The 15,873-nt window shown below is 61.4% G+C and carries 13 protein-coding genes; 11 read left to right on the forward strand and 2 right to left on the reverse strand.

What is annotated here, in order from left to right:
* Positions 1-8 precede the first annotated feature (8 nt).
* From V0R37_RS05410 to V0R37_RS05440, 7 genes are read left to right on the forward strand one after another with little or no spacing between them, the layout of a single operon-like run.
* Positions 9-743, forward strand: coding sequence for an SDR family oxidoreductase (locus V0R37_RS05410; protein ID WP_420373521.1), 735 nt, complete (start codon positions 9-11; stop codon positions 741-743).
* A complete protein-coding gene (locus tag V0R37_RS05415) occupies positions 734-1,354 on the forward strand; it encodes a D-glycero-alpha-D-manno-heptose-1,7-bisphosphate 7-phosphatase (protein WP_420373522.1) in 621 nt (206 codons plus the stop codon). Before V0R37_RS05410 ends, V0R37_RS05415 begins: the two co-directional genes overlap by 10 nt.
* Positions 1,351-2,436, forward strand: a complete 1,086-nt coding sequence (locus V0R37_RS05420; RefSeq protein ID WP_420373523.1) for a glycosyltransferase family 9 protein — start codon at positions 1,351-1,353, stop codon at positions 2,434-2,436. Before V0R37_RS05415 ends, V0R37_RS05420 begins: the two co-directional genes overlap by 4 nt.
* Positions 2,424-4,157: a carbamoyltransferase family protein gene (locus V0R37_RS05425; RefSeq protein WP_420373524.1), complete on the forward strand. Its 1,734-nt coding sequence runs from the start codon at positions 2,424-2,426 to the stop codon at positions 4,155-4,157. The genes V0R37_RS05420 and V0R37_RS05425 overlap by 13 nt, the downstream gene beginning before the upstream one ends.
* Positions 4,154-5,137 carry a glycosyltransferase family 2 protein gene (locus V0R37_RS05430; RefSeq protein ID WP_420373525.1) on the forward strand — a complete coding sequence of 328 codons (984 nt, stop codon included), beginning with the start codon at positions 4,154-4,156 and terminating at the stop codon, positions 5,135-5,137. Before V0R37_RS05425 ends, V0R37_RS05430 begins: the two co-directional genes overlap by 4 nt.
* On the forward strand, positions 5,134-6,228 hold the full coding sequence (locus V0R37_RS05435; RefSeq protein WP_420373526.1) for a glycosyltransferase family 9 protein: 1,095 nt from the start codon (positions 5,134-5,136) through the stop codon (positions 6,226-6,228). The genes V0R37_RS05430 and V0R37_RS05435 overlap by 4 nt, the downstream gene beginning before the upstream one ends.
* Positions 6,225-7,238, forward strand: coding sequence for a UDP-glucuronic acid decarboxylase family protein (locus V0R37_RS05440; protein ID WP_420373527.1), 1,014 nt, complete (start codon positions 6,225-6,227; stop codon positions 7,236-7,238). Before V0R37_RS05435 ends, V0R37_RS05440 begins: the two co-directional genes overlap by 4 nt.
* On the opposite strand, the gene V0R37_RS05445 is transcribed toward V0R37_RS05440, so the two are convergent.
* Positions 7,168-8,130 (reverse strand): sigma-54 interaction domain-containing protein, encoded by a 963-nt coding sequence (locus V0R37_RS05445; RefSeq protein WP_420373528.1) that lies wholly within the window; start codon positions 8,128-8,130, stop codon positions 7,168-7,170. The two genes, V0R37_RS05440 and V0R37_RS05445, sit on opposite strands and share 71 nt — an antisense overlap.
* Positions 8,131-8,349: 219 nt before the next feature.
* Between V0R37_RS05445 and V0R37_RS05450 the strand changes: the two genes are divergently transcribed.
* Entirely contained in the window at positions 8,350-9,699 is a 1,350-nt protein-coding gene (locus V0R37_RS05450) for a sigma-54-dependent transcriptional regulator (protein ID WP_420373529.1), read from the forward strand.
* A gap of 68 nt (positions 9,700-9,767) precedes the next feature.
* Entirely contained in the window at positions 9,768-10,673 is a 906-nt protein-coding gene (locus V0R37_RS05455; RefSeq protein ID WP_420373530.1) for a glycosyltransferase family 2 protein, read from the forward strand.
* Between the two features lie 6 nt (positions 10,674-10,679).
* On the opposite strand, the gene V0R37_RS05460 is transcribed toward V0R37_RS05455, so the two are convergent.
* Positions 10,680-10,919: a hypothetical protein gene (locus V0R37_RS05460; protein WP_420373531.1), complete on the reverse strand. Its 240-nt coding sequence runs from the start codon at positions 10,917-10,919 to the stop codon at positions 10,680-10,682.
* Positions 10,920-11,162: 243 nt separating this feature from the next.
* On the opposite strand from V0R37_RS05460, the gene glgA reads away from it, so the two are divergent.
* A complete protein-coding gene (glgA, locus tag V0R37_RS05465) occupies positions 11,163-12,809 on the forward strand; it encodes a glycogen synthase GlgA (protein WP_420373532.1) in 1,647 nt (548 codons plus the stop codon).
* Complete coding sequence (locus tag V0R37_RS05470) at positions 12,806-15,862, forward strand: alpha-1,4-glucan--maltose-1-phosphate maltosyltransferase (RefSeq protein ID WP_420373533.1); 3,057 nt, start codon at positions 12,806-12,808, stop codon at positions 15,860-15,862. The genes glgA and V0R37_RS05470 overlap by 4 nt, the downstream gene beginning before the upstream one ends.
* Positions 15,863-15,873 lie beyond the last annotated feature (11 nt).

Consider the following 15,873-nt stretch of genomic DNA (forward strand, 5'->3'; position numbering starts at 1 on the left):
AAGAAAGCATGGATGCGTACGATTACGATACGTTGAGGGGGCGTGTTGTCCTTGTTACCGGGGCGGGGCGAGGGCTGGGTGCGGCTATTTGCGAAAGCCTGGCTTCGGCCGGCGCGCATATTGCCGCGACCGATCTGAATGAGGACGCCGCCCGGCTGGTGGCCCGGCGTATCGAAGCAAATGGGGGCACCGCTTGCGCATTCGCGCTGGATGTGGGCAACGAAGAGCAGGTGCTGCAAGTGCTGGCGGCCGCGGCTCGCCAATTGGGCCGCCTGGATGCGGTGATCAACAATGCGGGCGTGGATGTCACGACGGGCATTGGAGACCTGAGCAGCAAGGATTGGGACCGTGTCATACGCACCAATCTGACGGGTCCGTTCCTGCTGGCCAAGCATGCCCTGCAGCATCTCGCACCCAATGGCCATATTGTCAATATTGCTTCGACGGCCGCCCGGCGAGCTTGGCCCAATGCCAGTGTTTACCACGCCAGCAAATGGGGCTTGATGGGGCTGACTCATGCCCTGCATGCGGAGCTGCGTCCCGCGGGAGTCAAAGTTTCAGCGGTGATTGCCGGCGGCATGCGCACCCCCTTTCTGCTGGATCGCTTTCCCGATATCGATGCGAGCTTGCTCCAGGATCCCATGAACGTCGCCAATGCGGTGAAGTTCGTATTGACCCAGCCTCCGGAAACCGTGATTCCGGAGGTCATGGTGCTGCCCATGAAAGAGACATCATGGCCATGACTCCCGCCATCTTCCTGGATAAGGACGGCACGGTGCTGGCCGACGTCCCGTATAACGTGGATCCCCGCCGGATGCGATTCGCACCGGGGGCGGCCGCCGGCCTTGCGCTGCTTGGAACGTTAGGGCTTCCCTTGATCGTAATCAGCAATCAGCCGGGCATCGCATTGGCGAAATTCTCCATCGATGCCGTAGGGCCGATGCGCAAGCGGCTTGAAGATATGTTCATCGAGGCGGGAGCGCGGCTAAGCGGATTCTATTTTTGTCCGCATCATCCGCGCGGCGTGTATCCGGCCTACGCGAAAATATGCGATTGCCGCAAGCCGGCGCCCGGCCTGCTGCATATAGCGGCCCAGCGGATGTCCATCGATCTGGCGGCTTCGTGGCTCGTCGGAGATATCCTCGACGATGTCGAGGCAGGCCGGCGGGCGGGGTGCCGGACGGTGCTTATCGACAATGGCAACGAAACGGAATGGCGCGGCGGGCAATGGCGCCGGCCGGATCGCGTAGAGAAAGATCTGGCTGGCGCCAGCCGCTGGATCGTCAGTTGCCTGGATCGGGGCGGCTTGCAGGGCGGGCCTCCATCCCTCCGCACAGTGGGAGCTCCGGCATGAATGAGCAAACGGACTGGAGCGATGTGCGCCGCATCGTATGCATACGGCTGGATAACATGGGCGACGTGCTTATGACGACGCCAGCCTTGCGGGCCTTGAGGGAATCCGGCGATGGAAGGCGGATAACGCTGCTGGCTTCCCCCTCGGGTGCGCTTCTGGCGCCCTTTTTACCCGACGTCGACGACACGATCCGCTATGAGGCGGCCTGGGTCAAGAATGGTTCGCGCGGCCGGGCCCATGACCATGCGGCCATTCAGGCCTTGCAGCGCGGCAAGTTCGATGCGGCGGTCATATTTACCGTGTACAGCCAAAGCGCCCTGCCAGCCGCTTTGATGTGCCACCTTGCCGGCATTCCGCGGATTCTGGCGCATTCCCGCGAGAATCCCTACCGGCTGTTGAATCCCTGGGTGCGAGATACCGAGCCGGACAGTGGAATCCGGCACGAGGTGCAACGGCAGCTGGACCTGGTGGCGACGGTGGGAGCGCGCTGCGAGAACACGCGGCTGTCTTTCGTCACGCGCCACTCGGACCGCGATGCCTTGCGCGCCGTCATGCACAAGAAGGGCGTAGCCGAGGGAAAACGCTACATCGTCGCCCATTGCGGCGCCACGGCCGAATCGCGCCGCTACGGCGCCGATGGATTCTCGCGGGCGTTGTCGCTGCTCCGGAGCATGGGGCGAACCATCATGCTTACGGGAACTTCCGCGGAATGCGCCTTGGTGGCTCGCATTGCGGCTCACTGCGAGCCCGGCCTGGACATCATGGACTTGACCGGAGACCTGGCACTGGGTGAATTCGCCTGCCTTATTGAAGACGCTGACCTTCTTATTTCCAATAATACCGGCCCGGTGCATATCGCCGCCGCTGTGCAGACGCCCGTGGTGGATTTGTATGCATTGACCAATCCGCAGCATACGCCATGGCAGGTTGCGCACCGGCTCTTGTACCGGGACGTTCCATGCAAGTACTGCTACCGCAGTGTTTGTCCGCAAGGCCATAACGCGTGCCTGAACGGCGTGCCTCCCCAGGACGTGGCGCGAGCCGCCTGGGAACTGCTGGAGGAAAAAGCATGCATACTCTAGGGATCAATGCGGCATTCCATGACTGTTCGGCCGCCCTGGTGCGCGATGGCAAGGTTCTGGCCGCCGCCGAAGAAGAGCGGTTCACCCGCATAAAGCATGGCAAGCGCCCCGTGCCCTTTTCCACATGGCAGCTCCCGTACCATGCCATCGATTATTGTCTGCGCGTGGCCGACATCGACCTTGCCGGCGTGGACCACATAGCCTATTCCTTCGATCCGGCCTTGCTGCAGCCGACACTTGCACCGAACGGAACGCTGACGCTGCCGTTGGAGCCTTCGGCCGCCAGCCGGCCGCAAAGCCAGGCTTCGCCGTGGGATCCATTATTCCTGTCTTACATCATCAATGCGCCGCGGCAGTTGGTGGATGGCGCGCCCCACCACTTGCAGAAGCGTTTCGCCGGAGCCGGCCTGGATGACGTCCTGAAAAAATGGCAGTTCGTGGAGCACCATTTGACTCACGAGGCCAGCGCCTTCCTGGCCAGTCCCTACGGCGAAACGGCGGTGCTGACCATGGACGGGCGGGGCGAGCGTGCCTCGACCAGCTATGGACTCTACCGGGATGGAAGGTATGAACGGATCAAGCAGATCAACCTGCCCCATTCGCTAGGACTGCTCTATGAAGATGTCACACGCCATCTTGGGTTTCTGCATTCATCCGACGAGTACAAGGTCATGGCGCTGGCTTCTTACGGCAAGCCGTTGTATGTGAGCGACTTCAGGGAAATCGTGCAAATGGATGACGCGGGAGGCTATACCCTGCAAAGTGCGAATCTGACTGAACGGTTCGGCCCCGCGCGGCGGCGCGGCGAACGCTTCGAGCAACAGCACATGGATATCGCGCATTCCCTTCAATGCGTGCTCGAGGAAACCGTGCTGGCCATGGCGCAATGGCTGCATGGCGTGACGCGCTCCGACAACCTGTGCATGGCGGGCGGCGTGGCGCTTAACTGCGTGATGAACGCTAGATTGTCGGCCCACAGCCCTTTCACGAATATCTGGGTACAGCCCGCCGCGGGCGATGCGGGAACGTCCCTGGGGGCGGCCCTATGGGTCGACCTGCACCAGCGCGAGGGCGGGCGGCAATGGGCGATGGACCATGCTTATCTTGGTCCGGAATACAGCGATGAAGAGATCGAAGCCTTCCTGGGCTACACCGGAGTTCGCTTCACGCGTCTGGCCCATATTGCGGAATCCGCCGCGGAGCTGCTGGCCGACGAGAAAATCATAGGGTGGTTCCAGGGGCGCATGGAGTTCGGCCCGAGGGCTTTGGGCGCCCGCTCCATTCTGGCATCTCCACGCGACAGCAGCATGCAGTCCCGGTTGAATGCGCTCAAGGACCGCGAAGACTTCAGGCCCGTGGCTCCCGTGGTCCTGGCGGAACGCGCGCATGAATGGTTCGATGCTCGTGGACGGTCCGCCATCGATGCCCCCTTCATGCTGTTCGTATTCGATGTGCTGAAGGACAAGGCGGCCGCAATTCCGGCGGTCAGGCATATCGATGGGACGGCGCGGGTGCAGACCGTCACCCATGATCAGAATGGGCTTCTGCACGAACTGTTGGCGGCTTTCGGCGAGAAGACCGGTGTACCGGTGCTGGTCAATACCTCGTTCAATACACGGGGCGAGCCTGTCGTATGCACGCCGCGCGACGCATTGGAATCATTCTGGACGTCGCCCCTGGATGCATTGGTGATAGGCAGCTACCTTGTGGAGAAATCATGATAGATCAGGCGCCATTGATTTCGGTCGTCGTGCCGACTTACAAGCGGCCCGATCTTTTGCAGCGCTGCCTGTCGGCCTTGCTGGTGCAGTCGCTGCCCCATGACAATTTTGAAATCATCGTTTGCGACGATGGTCCCAGCCGGCAGGCCCGGGATGTGGCGATGCTTGCAAGCCGCCGCGGCAATGGGCGTCCCGGCGTCCGCTACCTTGAGGTCCTTGAAACCCAAGGACCGGCGGGAGCGCGCAACCTGGGATGGCGCAACGCGCGAGCGCCCATCATCGCCTTCACCGATGACGACACGATACCGGAGCCGGGCTGGCTGAAGGCGGGACTGGAGGGCATGGCTTCCGGGGTGCAAGCCGCGGTGGGACGGATAGTCATGCCCTTGCCGGCGCGCGCCAGCGATTACGAGCGTGATGCCGCGCGTTTGTGCGAGGCGGAATTCGCCACCGCCAATTGCTTTGTGCGGCGGGAGGCGCTCGAGGCGGTGCAAGGCTTCGATGAGCGTTTCACACAAGCGTGGCGCGAAGATTCCGATTTGCATTTCTCCTTGATTGAAAAGGGATTCAACGTGGCGCCGATACCGCGCGCCATCGTTATTCATCCGATACGGCCAGCGCGTTTCGCCGCCGCCATCGGGATGCAAAGAAAGGTGATGTTCGATGTGCTGCTGTATCGGAAATTTCCCGCTCTGTATCGACAGCGCATACGCAGCGGCCCGCCGTGGTTCTATCTTTCGGTCACGCTGGCGCTGTTGCTGGCCGCCGCCGGCTTCCTGGCTGGCGAATCGGCCTTTGGCGCGGCAGCGCTGTCGCTGTGGGCCTTGATGACGCTTGGCTTCTTCATCCGCCGGCTTTGGCTAAGCGCATTCACCTTGCGCAATATCGGCGAGTTGCTGCTGTCTTCGGTGCTGATTCCCCCCCTGTCGGTATTCTGGCGGGCGGTCGGCGCGGCGCGTTTCGGATGGGCGCTACCATGACGGACTGCATGATACTTCGGCATCCATTGCCTCGCCGGATTGCGGTGTTCCGCGCCTTGAATCTGGGCGATCTTCTATGCTCCATCCCTGCCTTGCGCGTGCTCCGCAAGGCTTTGCCGGATGCCTGGATCGCGCTGGTCGGCCTGGATAGCGCGCGGCCGGTGGTGGAGCGCTTTCACCGCTATCTGGACGAGCTGATCCTGTTTCCCGGGCACAGCGCTTTTCCGGAGCAAGCGCCGCGCATGGCTGAACTGCCCGCGTTTTATCGCAGCATGCGGTCCCGGCGTTTCGATCTGGTCTTGCAGATGCATGGGAGCGGCGCACAATCCAACACTGTGGCTCAAGCCATGGCGGCGCGCGACTGGGCAGGCTTCGTACCCGAGGCGGGGCAGCAGGAGCCGGGTCGCCTGCTGGCCTGGCCGGATGATCAGCCGGAGGTTCGGCGCTACCTGTCCCTGGTATCTTTCATGGGCTTGCCGGAAGGGAGCGCAGAGCTGGAGTTTCCGCTGGACCGTGACGATCATGTCAAGGCCGATGCCCTGGCGGCGCAGGCGGGCCTGGATCCGAGGCACAGCATCTTCATTCATGCGGGAGCGCGGCTGGAATCCAGGCGCTGGCCGGTCGAGCGCTTCGCCGCCGTAGCCGCCGCGCTCGAAAGGGAAGGCTGGCGGATAGTCATCACAGGAAATGGGGACGAGGGGCCATTGGCGCAGCGCCTGGCCGCGCAGCTTTCTTCGCGCGCGGTGAACTTGTGCGGCAAGACATCGCTGGGCGCGCTGGCCAGCCTGTTGCAACGGAGCCGTCTGCTGATCTGCAACGATACCGGCATCTCGCATATTGCGGCCGCGCTCGCCACGCCCAGCGTGGTCATTGCTTGCGGCAGCGATGCGGCCCGCTGGGCGCCATTGGACTCTGACCTGCACCCTGTACTGCACCACAGCGTGCCATGCAGGCCTTGCGCATACCGGCAGTGTCCAATTGGGCACGTTTGCGCAAAAGCCATAAGCGTCGATCAGGTGCTGGCCCAGGCGACCGTCCAGCTGCACAGGGGTGAACGCCTTGGCTCTGTTGGCGGAGGTGAATTGCCATGAGTAATGCCCACGGAGCCAAGGAGTGCATTCTGGTGGCCGGCGGCGCGGGATTCATCGGCGCCAGTCTTTGCCGGCGCCTGTTGCGCCAGGGGCATGCCGTGATATGCCTGGACAGTTTCCTGACCGGCGACAGCAGGAACATAGCCCCATTGCGGGACAATCCGCGCTTTACGCTGATCCGGCATGATGTCATCGAACCGATACCGACGGATATTTTTCCAACGCAGATTTATAACCTGGCCTGCCCCGCTTCGCCGCCGCATTACCAAGCGGACCCGATTCATACCCTGCGGTCCTGCGTGGATGGCGCCTACAACCTGCTGGAGCTGGCCCGCCGTACCGGAGCGCGCATTTTGCAGGCCTCCACCAGCGAGGTGTACGGCGATCCCAGCGTCAACCCGCAACCGGAGGCATATAGGGGAAATGTCAATATGGTCGGCCCCCGGTCCTGCTATGACGAGGGGAAGCGATGCGCCGAAACGCTTTTTTCGGATTATGGCAAGCGCAAGCAAGTCACGGTAAAAATCGCCCGTATCTTCAATACCTATGGCCCATTCATGTCGCGGAACGACGGCAGGCTGGTGTCGAATCTGGTCCTCCAGGCGCTGACAGGGCGGAAGCTGACCATATACGGCGACGGCAGCCAGACCCGTTCGCTTTGCTACGTTGACGATCTTATAGAAGGGCTGGTACGCCTGATGGCCAGTGAGGATGGACTGAGCAGCCCGGTCAATCTGGGCAACCCGGATGAAAATACAGTGCTGGATATCGCCAAGGCGGTGCGCCGGTTGACGAGCTCCCGCTCAGTGTTTGAATTCCTTCCGCTGCCGATTGACGATCCCTTGCAGCGTTGTCCCGATATCACGCTCGCCCGCCGGTTCCTGAGATGGAACCCCTCTGTGGATATGGACACGGGTTTGCGCAGAACAGTCGAATATTTCAGACGGACTCAGCCAGGCTTGGAGCCTTCCGGAATTGTTCCAGCCGGTTATAAAGCGTCTTGGGGCTGATTCCCAGGGCCAGGGCGGTGCGCCGCTTGTCGCCGGCATAGTGATCCAGGGTTGCCATGATCAGCGCATGCTGCGCTTGTGTCAGCGAAGTGCCTATCGGTATTTTCAGGAAACCCTGCTTCAGCTCCGGCGAACCGGAGCGGCGGGCGGTATTGAAAGGACCGATCTCTATTTCATGATCTGCCAGTATGTAAGCACGCGTGATGGCGTTCTTCAATTCGCGGATATTCCCCGGCCAGTTATAGGACTCCAATGCTTCTATCGCCGAGGGCGCCAATACCTTATCGGCTTTTTCTTGTTGATTCAGCTCATTCACGAAGCGTTGGGCCAGGTAAGCGATGTCGGACCGCCGTTCACGCAGCGCGGGCACGCGGATGGGAAATACAGCCAGCCTGTACAGCAGGTCCATGCGGAAAGTGCCCGCCAGCGCCGCTTCCTTGGGATCGCGATTTGTGGCGGCAATGATTCGAAGATTGACGCTTAGCTGCTCTGTGCCGCCGACCCGGTGATACTGGCCTGTTTCCAGCACTCGCAGCAACTGCACCTGCATGGCCAGCGGCATTTCGGTAACCTCGTCCAGGAACAAGGTGCCTGGATGAGCGCGTTCGAAACATCCCATGGTGGTGGATGATGCGCCGGTGAAGCTTCCTTTCTCGTGACCAAACAATTCGCTTTCGGCCAGCGAGGGTGAAATGGCCCCGCAATTGACAGCCACAAAGGGCGCTTCGCGCCTGGAACTGCGGTCGTGAACGGCCCTGGCAACGATTTCCTTGCCTGTGCCGCTTTCTCCTATGATAAGTACACTGGCCTCGGTTGGCGCGGCTTTTACAATCGAACGGGCCAGAGCAAACGCTGCGGGTGAGCGGCCAAGGATTTTGGACGATTTGATCATACAAATCAGTCTAGTACGAAAATTCCGTGACAATAAAATAATCTAATTTTGTTTCAATTGATATGTATGTTTACGGGAACGGATTCGAAAAACGCGTAGGATGGGTTCGAACAGCCAAGCAGGGGGGAAACCGGAAAAAATAGGGGCGGCGATTGCAACCGGCACAGATGCGGGGGCTACCGCCGATCGGAGAAACTTTGCTAAAGAAGCTTATTTTATATGCCGCATCTTTTGATTGTCGATGATGAGCCGGCCATATGTGAGCTCATTTCAGAAGTCGCCGCCGAGGACGGATATACGGTGGCCCACGCGGGCGACATACGCCACGCCCGTATACAAATTGAACGGCAGAAACCCGATGTGGTTTTGCTGGATATGCAGTTGCCCGACGGGGACGGCATGGAGTTCTGGAAGGGCTTGGCCCTGGCCGACACCCAGGTGGTGTTCGTCACAGGCTATTCCAGCGTAGATAGCGCCATCGCGGCCTTGCGTTGCGGTGCGGTCGATTACCTGTTGAAGCCCCTCAGCCTGCGCCGTCTTCGGGGTGTGCTTGGCGAGTTGAAACTGATGCTGCAGCAGCATCCGCTGCCAGGAGCGTCCGATTGCTTCGCCAAGATGGTAGGCCAGTCGCGCGCCATGCAGCTCTTGTGCGCGCATATTGAAAAGGTCGCGCCCACGCAGGCCACGGTGTTGCTGGTGGGTGAAAGCGGAACGGGCAAGGAGCTCGCGGCCGAGGCGATACACCTTGCCAGCCCGCGCCATCAAAAACCCTTTCTGCCGGTCAATTGCGGCGCTATTTCACCCAACCTGATAGAAAGCGAGTTGTTCGGGCATGAGAAAGGCAGTTTCACCGGCGCCGATCGTCAGCACAAAGGATTTTTCGAGCGCGCACGCGGCGGTACGCTGTTCCTGGATGAAATCACCGAAATGTCGATGGACCTGCAGGTGCGCCTGTTGCGTGTACTGGAAACCGGCCGCTTCATGCGGGTTGGAACGCATGAAGAGATTGTCGCCGACGTGCGGGTCATTGCCGCCACCAATCGCAACCCGGAACAGGCGGTCGCGGATGGAACGCTGCGCGAGGATCTGTACCACCGCTTGAGCGTTTTTCCACTGGAGCTGCCGCCGCTGCGCGAACGCGAGGACGACGTAATTCTGTTGGCGAATAATTTTCTTCAGAAGCTGAACGAGGAAAACCGGACGGCCAAGACCTTTGCGCCTGAGGCGGTGCAAGCCATGAAAGACTACTCCTGGCCGGGCAATATCCGCGAACTGCGCAATTATGTTTACCGCAGCTATATCCTGGCGGATGATGTCATAAAGGGCGATTTCAACTCATTCGAGTTGCACGGCCATTCAGCGGGATGGGGCTTCGAAATTCTTGTCCCTGTCGGGGTTCCTTTGGCGGATGCCAACCGGCAGCTTATTCTGGCGACTCTTAAACAGTGCGGCGGGGTCAAGAAAGCGGCGGCTGAAATGCTGGGCATAAGCCTGAAGACTTTGTACAACCGCCTGGAAGAATATGGCGCAAGCGGCGACATGGACGAACCATCCTCGGGTTTGCGCTAGGTCCAGCCCGTTGGCACGCTATATGCTGTCCGGCGCATGACACATTGGCATTAGCAAGGTGAGCGCCCATGACGGTTGAAGGTAGGGCGACGATTGTCGTCCTTTCATATAACAGGCGCGTGCAACTGCTGAGCACGCTGGAATCATTGCAGAAGCTTCCTGGAAACTGGCCGATCATCGTCGTGGACAATGGCTCGACTGACGGAACCGCCGCAGCCGTGGCGCGTCGTTTCCCGGCGATCATGCTGATACGCGCCCAGCGCAACCTGGGCGCGGCGGCGCGCAATATTGGCGTGGCTTATGCGCATACTCCTTATATTGCATTCAGCGATGACGATACGCAATGGGAGCCGGATGCGCTCGAGCGGGCGGTGGATCTGCTTGACAGGGCGCCCGACGTCGGCGTGCTCAGCGCCTGCATACACGTAGGCCCCACCCGCCGTCTCGATCCCAGTTGCCAAACCATGGCGCAAAGCCCGCTTGCACGGGACAGCCTTCCGGGGCCGCAATTGCTGGGGTTCATGGCGGGAGCCTGTGTCATGCGCACACGCGCCTTCTACGAGGTGGGTGGCTATTGGCCGCCCTTGTTCATCGGAGGCGAAGAATCACTGATGGCCCTGGACATGGTGGAGCATGGATGGCGCATTGTGTATGCGGCCGATGTCATCACGCGGCATTTCCCTTCCAGCGTCCGTGATACCACGCTGCGGGAACGCTTGTTGATACGGAACGCAATATGGGTGGCCTGGATGCGGCGGCCCGTCCGGGCCGCCTGGCGGGAAACCTTGCTGCGCATTCGGCAAGCGCATTCCCGCCGCATCTTGTGGCCCATCCTGTGGCAGGCGCTGGTGGGAATGCCAAGGGCCTTGCGGCGCCGAAAGGTCATCTCGCCAGCGGTGGAGAAAATGCAATTGCTGCTTGATGTCGCCGCCGCCGACCTCTCTCCGCGCGGCCCCGACCACCATCCGGCCTGAAGGCTTTCAGTGCGTACGGCGGCCGTCCGCCACATGCATCGGAGGCTCTTCGCGCGGAGGCGTCTGTGGATCGCGTATTTCATCGGGGTCTTCCCGGGGCGGCAAGTCCACTTCCTTATCGGGCTCGTCCAAAGGGGGTATGTCGGGCGGGGTCGACGGGTCGTGCTCCGGCGGCTCGGGCACATGCGCCCGCAGGAAGGGCGGAATGATGATCAGCGGGCAATTGCTATTGGTCGGCATATTCATGGCGATCTCCTGAGTAAACGCCCCGGCTTGGTGACTGTTCGGTGCGCCGCATCAAAGGGCAATCCCCGTGCCCGCTCCTGTTGGGCACGCCACTTGCTTGAATACAGGCAAGAGCAAGCGCGCCTGTAGCGGATTCCGGGGACTGTATAGGATTTACGTTTCCTGGCAGTTTTTACCGGACTCCAGGCAGCGGCAAACTCCGGCGCACGCCCGGCCATCGGGGCGGAATACTGGAGAACTATCGTGGCATTGAATATTCTGGCTGTTTCCTCCGAAGCTTTTCCCCTGGCCAAGACGGGAGGCTTGGGCGACGCGGTAAGCGGGCTTTCACAATCGCTGAGCGACTGCGGCGTGCGTGTGACCTTGTTGCTTCCCGCATACCGCGGCACATTGCAGCATGTGCGCCATGTGCGCCGCGCAACGGTGCTTGGCGGCATCCCCGGTGGCGAGTCGGTCCTGCTGGCCGCCGAATGCCCGGAGCTGAAGTTGCCGGTATTGTTGCTGAAAAATGATGCCTTGTATAACCGCGATGGCTTGTACGCGGCGCCCGATGGGACGGAATACGATGACAATGCCATCCGTTTTGCGGCGCTGGCGCACGCGGCCGCGCATGTTGCAAATGGGATCGATGCGATGGCGCGCCCCGACATTGTGCATGCGCATGACTGGCATGCCGCCTTGGTGCCTTTGCTGATGCGTCAGCTTGGCGTTGAAGGCGCCAAAACGGTCCTTACCTTGCACAATGTAGCCTTTCAGGGCGTCTTCCCCATGTCGCTGGCTGATTCTCTGGGCATAGCCGAACGCTATTGCAATGATGCGGGCATGGAGTTCTGGGGACAACTGAATTTTCTTAAAGCAGGCATACGCTACGCGGACTTGATCACCGTGGTAAGCCGGAACTACGCGCAAGAAATATTGACCGCTAAATTCGGCTGCGGCCTTGAGGGTGTGCTGGCAGAGCGGCGGGGCGACCTTGTCTCAATTCCTAACGGTATAGATACGGCACTGTGGAACCCGGAGGCCGATGGCTATTTGCACGGCCGCGAATTCGGCGTCGACAGGCTGGCCAACAAGGCGGTTTGCAAGCACGAGTTGCAGCAAGCCTTCGGCCTGGCCCAGCGTCCGGACGCCATGGTGATGGCCATGGGCAGCCGGCTCACCAACCAGAAAATGGCCGACGTGGCCGTCGAGGCGATTCCGATTGCGCTGGATAAACATCCGCAGCTTCAGGCCTGCGTGATTGGTCAAGGGGAAAAGAGGCTGGAAAGAGCGCTGGCCGAGGTCGCGCAACGCTATCCGGGCCGTTGCAGCGTTCACATTGGCTTCGATGAAGCGCAGGCGCACCTGCTGCATGCGGGGGCCGATATCCTGCTGCACGGCAGCCGATTCGAGCCCTTCGGCCTGACGCCCTTATATTCAATGCGCTATGGCACCATCCCCGTTGCTTCGCGGGTCGGCGGGATGGCCGACACCATCCTGGATCCGGGCATGCACAGGCCGGCCGCCGCCATGCGAAGCGCAACCGGCATTCTGTTCGAGGGCGATCACCCGCGCGATATGGCCCTGGCCATAGACCGTGCGATGGCGCTGCACGGTATGCCCGGAATCTGGAGCGTGATGCAGGCCAACGGCATGCGCGCCGATTTCAGCTGGGCCAAGACCGCGCCCTCTTATCTGAGCGTTTACCAATCCTTGAGGCCGGATGTTTCGCTAGGCCGTATTCCGGAGCGCTATCGCAGTATTTTGCCGGGCCGTGTATGGCAGCCGGGGGCTGCCAATGCGGCGCTTGCGGGATATTTTCCGGAATCGGCTGGCGGCGCCTTGGCGCGGCGCGTGCGCAAGGACACCCGCGCATCGTCCGCAACGGGGCATGAGGCCTCGGCCGCATGACGGCCATGCGCATCTACCATGTTTCTTCTGATGGGGCCGCTTCGGCTGGGCGGCCGGCTCCCGCATTGTGGGACGCTTCCTGCGCGCGCGCGAAGGCGCTGGGGTTCGATTGCCTACTGGCGGGCCCGCTTCAAGAACCGGCGCGGGCGGGAGACGCAGCCCGGCGCCATGGCCTGATGCTGCTCATGGATTTGGATCTGGACAAGACTGCCAGCCTTGAAAGCCGGACGCAGTTGCTGGGCGCATGGCTGGATGCCGGCGTTGCGGGCTTTCGCTGCCGACAACCCGCGTCGGTGCCCGGCCGAGCCTGGCACGAGCTGATAAGCCAGGTGCATGCCGGGCATCCCGACTGCGCCTTTCTGGCCTGGACGCCTGGACTGACACCCCAGCAAGTGCATGCACTGGAAGCTTGCGGATTCGATGCTACGTTCGGATCTGCGCCATGGTGGAACTATCGGGCGCTCTGGTTGATGGAAGAGTCCGACCGCTTGCGGCGGGTGGCGCCTGTCATTCAACCGGTATGGGATATCGATGCCGGCGTTGCTCAAGACCCATGGGACGGCAGCGCCGCCATCGGCTGGCCGGCGGGCAGGCGGCTTTGGGCGGCGGCGTTCTTCGGCGATGGGATCCTGATGCCGGCTGGCTTCGAGGACGTCGCAGGCGAAGAGGCTGTCATCGCGGCGAATCGCTGGTTGGCCAGGTGCCGTATGGCGGCATCGAATCCCTTGCGCCGCTTGTCCGGCCCGGCCGCGGATATCACTGTCTGGTTTCGCGGGGGCGAGCCGGCGCAATTGCTTTTGCTGAATCCGGATGATGGCGCTTCGGCCGCCGTCGATCGACGGATCATCGCTTCCCGGATGCCGGGCAGCTATAGCGTGCCTGACGATGCAAACCCCGCCCTTCCAGTCTCTCTGGAGGCGGGGCGCTGGATGGTGCTGTCCGCTGCTTCCGTTCGGCCGGTCAAGGCACCGTTGCGCCAGCCTGGGCCGTCCAAGCCGACGCAGCAGGCCACGCAAGGCCCGCGCATTGCCATAGAAAACATCGCGCCGCGCATAGCCGATGGGCAGTTTCCCATCAAGCGCGCGATGGGCGATGCCGTGCGCGTGCAGGCGGATGTTTTCATGGACGGCCACGATCGGATCGCGGCCTGCCTGCTGTGGCGCGCTGCCGACGAGGCCCAATGGCGCCGTGTACCGATGCGCGCCCTGGGAAACGACAGGTGGGAAGGAGAGTTCATGCCCGAGCGCCTGGGACGGCACTGCTATACAGTGCAAGCCTGGCTCGATGTCTGGGGTTCATACTGCGACGGCCTGCGGAAAAAACAGGCCGCCGAGCAGGATGTGTCGCTGGATGTCGAGGAAGGCCGCATCCTTATCGCCTCCGCGCTGGAGCATATGCAGGACGAAATGCCGGAGGTGGCCGCCGAAGTCGCCGCCCTGTTGCGCACTGTCGGTCGTCCGCAGGGAAACAAGCCCAGGCCGCAGCGGGGGCTGTCGCTGACAGGGGTTTCCGCCCGCAAGCCCGAGGTTCGTCCCTTGCCGGTCGCCGAACCGGAACAGGTGCGCATCTTGTTGTCCGAGTCGGCGGAGCAAATCATGCGCGCCGCCGACACACGCCCATTTGAGGCTTGCGCCCCCATCTATCCACTTACCGTGGACAGGCGCGAGGCGCGTTTTTCCAGTTGGTACGAACTGTTCCCGCGCTCGCAAAGCCGCTCTGCCGGCGTCCATGGCATGTTCAGGGATGTGATCGACCGCCTGCCGGCCATACGCGATATGGGTTTCGATACCTTGTATTTCCCTCCTATCCACCCGATCGGGCAAACCAACCGCAAGGGCCGGAACAATGCCTTGTCGGCCGGGCCCGACGATCCCGGAAGCCCGTACGCCATCGGTTCTTCCGAGGGCGGGCATGAGGCCGTGCATCCCTTGCTGGGAACGCTGGACGATTTCCGGGAATTGCTGCGTGCGGCAAACGATCACGGCCTGGAGATCGCGTTGGATTTTGCCATCCAGTGTTCGCCCGACCATCCCTGGCTGAAGGAGCATCCCGAATGGTTCGACTGGCGCGCCGATGGTTCTTTGCGCTATGCGGAGAACCCGCCCAAACGCTACGAAGACATTGTCAACCCCGACTTTTATGCCGATGCGACCGCAGCGGCGCCGCAGATGGCCTTGTGGCGGGCTTTGCGCGATGCCGTGCTGTTCTGGGTACAGCAGGGAGTGCGCGCATTCCGGGTCGATAATCCGCACACCAAGCCCTTGCCGTTCTGGCAATGGCTGATTGCGCAGGTGCAGGCGGAGCATCCCGATGTCCTGTTCTTGTCGGAAGCGTTTACGCGGCCGAAAATGATGTACAGGCTGGCCAAATTGGGGTTTACGCAGTCCTATACCTACTTCACCTGGCGTCACGGCAAGCAGGAACTTACGGACTACCTGACCGAACTGAACGCGCCGCCGGCGGCCGATTGCTTCCGGCCGCATTTCTTCGTCAATACGCCCGACATCAACCCTTATTTCCTTCACGACTCCGGCAGGCCGGGCTTCCTTATTCGGGCGGCGCTGGCGGCCACCACATCGGGCTTATGGGGCATGTACAACGGCTTCGAGCTTTGCGAGGCCAGGAATCTGCCCGGCAAGGAGGAATATCTTGATTCGGAAAAGTACGAGCTGCGTTCCTGGGACTGGAGCCTGCCGGGAAACATCATTGCGGAGATAACCCGCTTGAACCAGTTGCGCCGTCAGAACCCCGCGCTTCAGTCCCATCTGGGGCTGCGGTTTCACCAGATCGACAATGAGCGGATTCTCTTTTTTTCCAAGACGGCTCCGGAAGGGGACAGCATAGTACTGGTCGCCATCAGCCTGGATCCATTCGCCCGACAGATCGGAACACTGGAATTGCCCCTATGGGAATGGGGCTTGCAAGGCAAGGAGGCAGTATCCATGCGTGAGCTGTACGACGACCAGCGCTTCAGCTTGCACGGCATGCACCACCGCATCGAACTGGCGCCCGAGCGCCCCTTCCTGCTTTGGAGTGTGGAAGGCGCTGTGTAGAGCCATGGTGG

The organism is Pollutimonas rozaliensis (assembly GCF_048751585.1).
Classification (GTDB): Bacteria; Pseudomonadota; Gammaproteobacteria; order Burkholderiales; family Burkholderiaceae_B.

Coding starts and splice junctions, on each gene's coding strand:
- V0R37_RS05470 (WP_420373533.1), top strand. CDS start 12,806: ATGACGGCCATGCGCATCTACCATGTTTCTTCTGATGGGGCCGCTTCG.
- V0R37_RS05450 (WP_420373529.1), top strand. CDS start 8,350: ATGCCGCATCTTTTGATTGTCGATGATGAGCCGGCCATATGTGAGCTC.
- V0R37_RS05415 (WP_420373522.1), top strand. CDS start 734: ATGGCCATGACTCCCGCCATCTTCCTGGATAAGGACGGCACGGTGCTG.
- V0R37_RS05435 (WP_420373526.1), top strand. CDS start 5,134: ATGACGGACTGCATGATACTTCGGCATCCATTGCCTCGCCGGATTGCG.
- V0R37_RS05440 (WP_420373527.1), top strand. CDS start 6,225: ATGAGTAATGCCCACGGAGCCAAGGAGTGCATTCTGGTGGCCGGCGGC.
- V0R37_RS05410 (WP_420373521.1), top strand. CDS start 9: ATGGATGCGTACGATTACGATACGTTGAGGGGGCGTGTTGTCCTTGTT.
- V0R37_RS05420 (WP_420373523.1), top strand. CDS start 1,351: ATGAATGAGCAAACGGACTGGAGCGATGTGCGCCGCATCGTATGCATA.
- V0R37_RS05445 (WP_420373528.1), bottom strand. CDS start 8,130: ATGATCAAATCGTCCAAAATCCTTGGCCGCTCACCCGCAGCGTTTGCT.
- V0R37_RS05430 (WP_420373525.1), top strand. CDS start 4,154: ATGATAGATCAGGCGCCATTGATTTCGGTCGTCGTGCCGACTTACAAG.
- V0R37_RS05460 (WP_420373531.1), bottom strand. CDS start 10,919: ATGAATATGCCGACCAATAGCAATTGCCCGCTGATCATCATTCCGCCC.
- V0R37_RS05425 (WP_420373524.1), top strand. CDS start 2,424: ATGCATACTCTAGGGATCAATGCGGCATTCCATGACTGTTCGGCCGCC.
- V0R37_RS05455 (WP_420373530.1), top strand. CDS start 9,768: ATGACGGTTGAAGGTAGGGCGACGATTGTCGTCCTTTCATATAACAGG.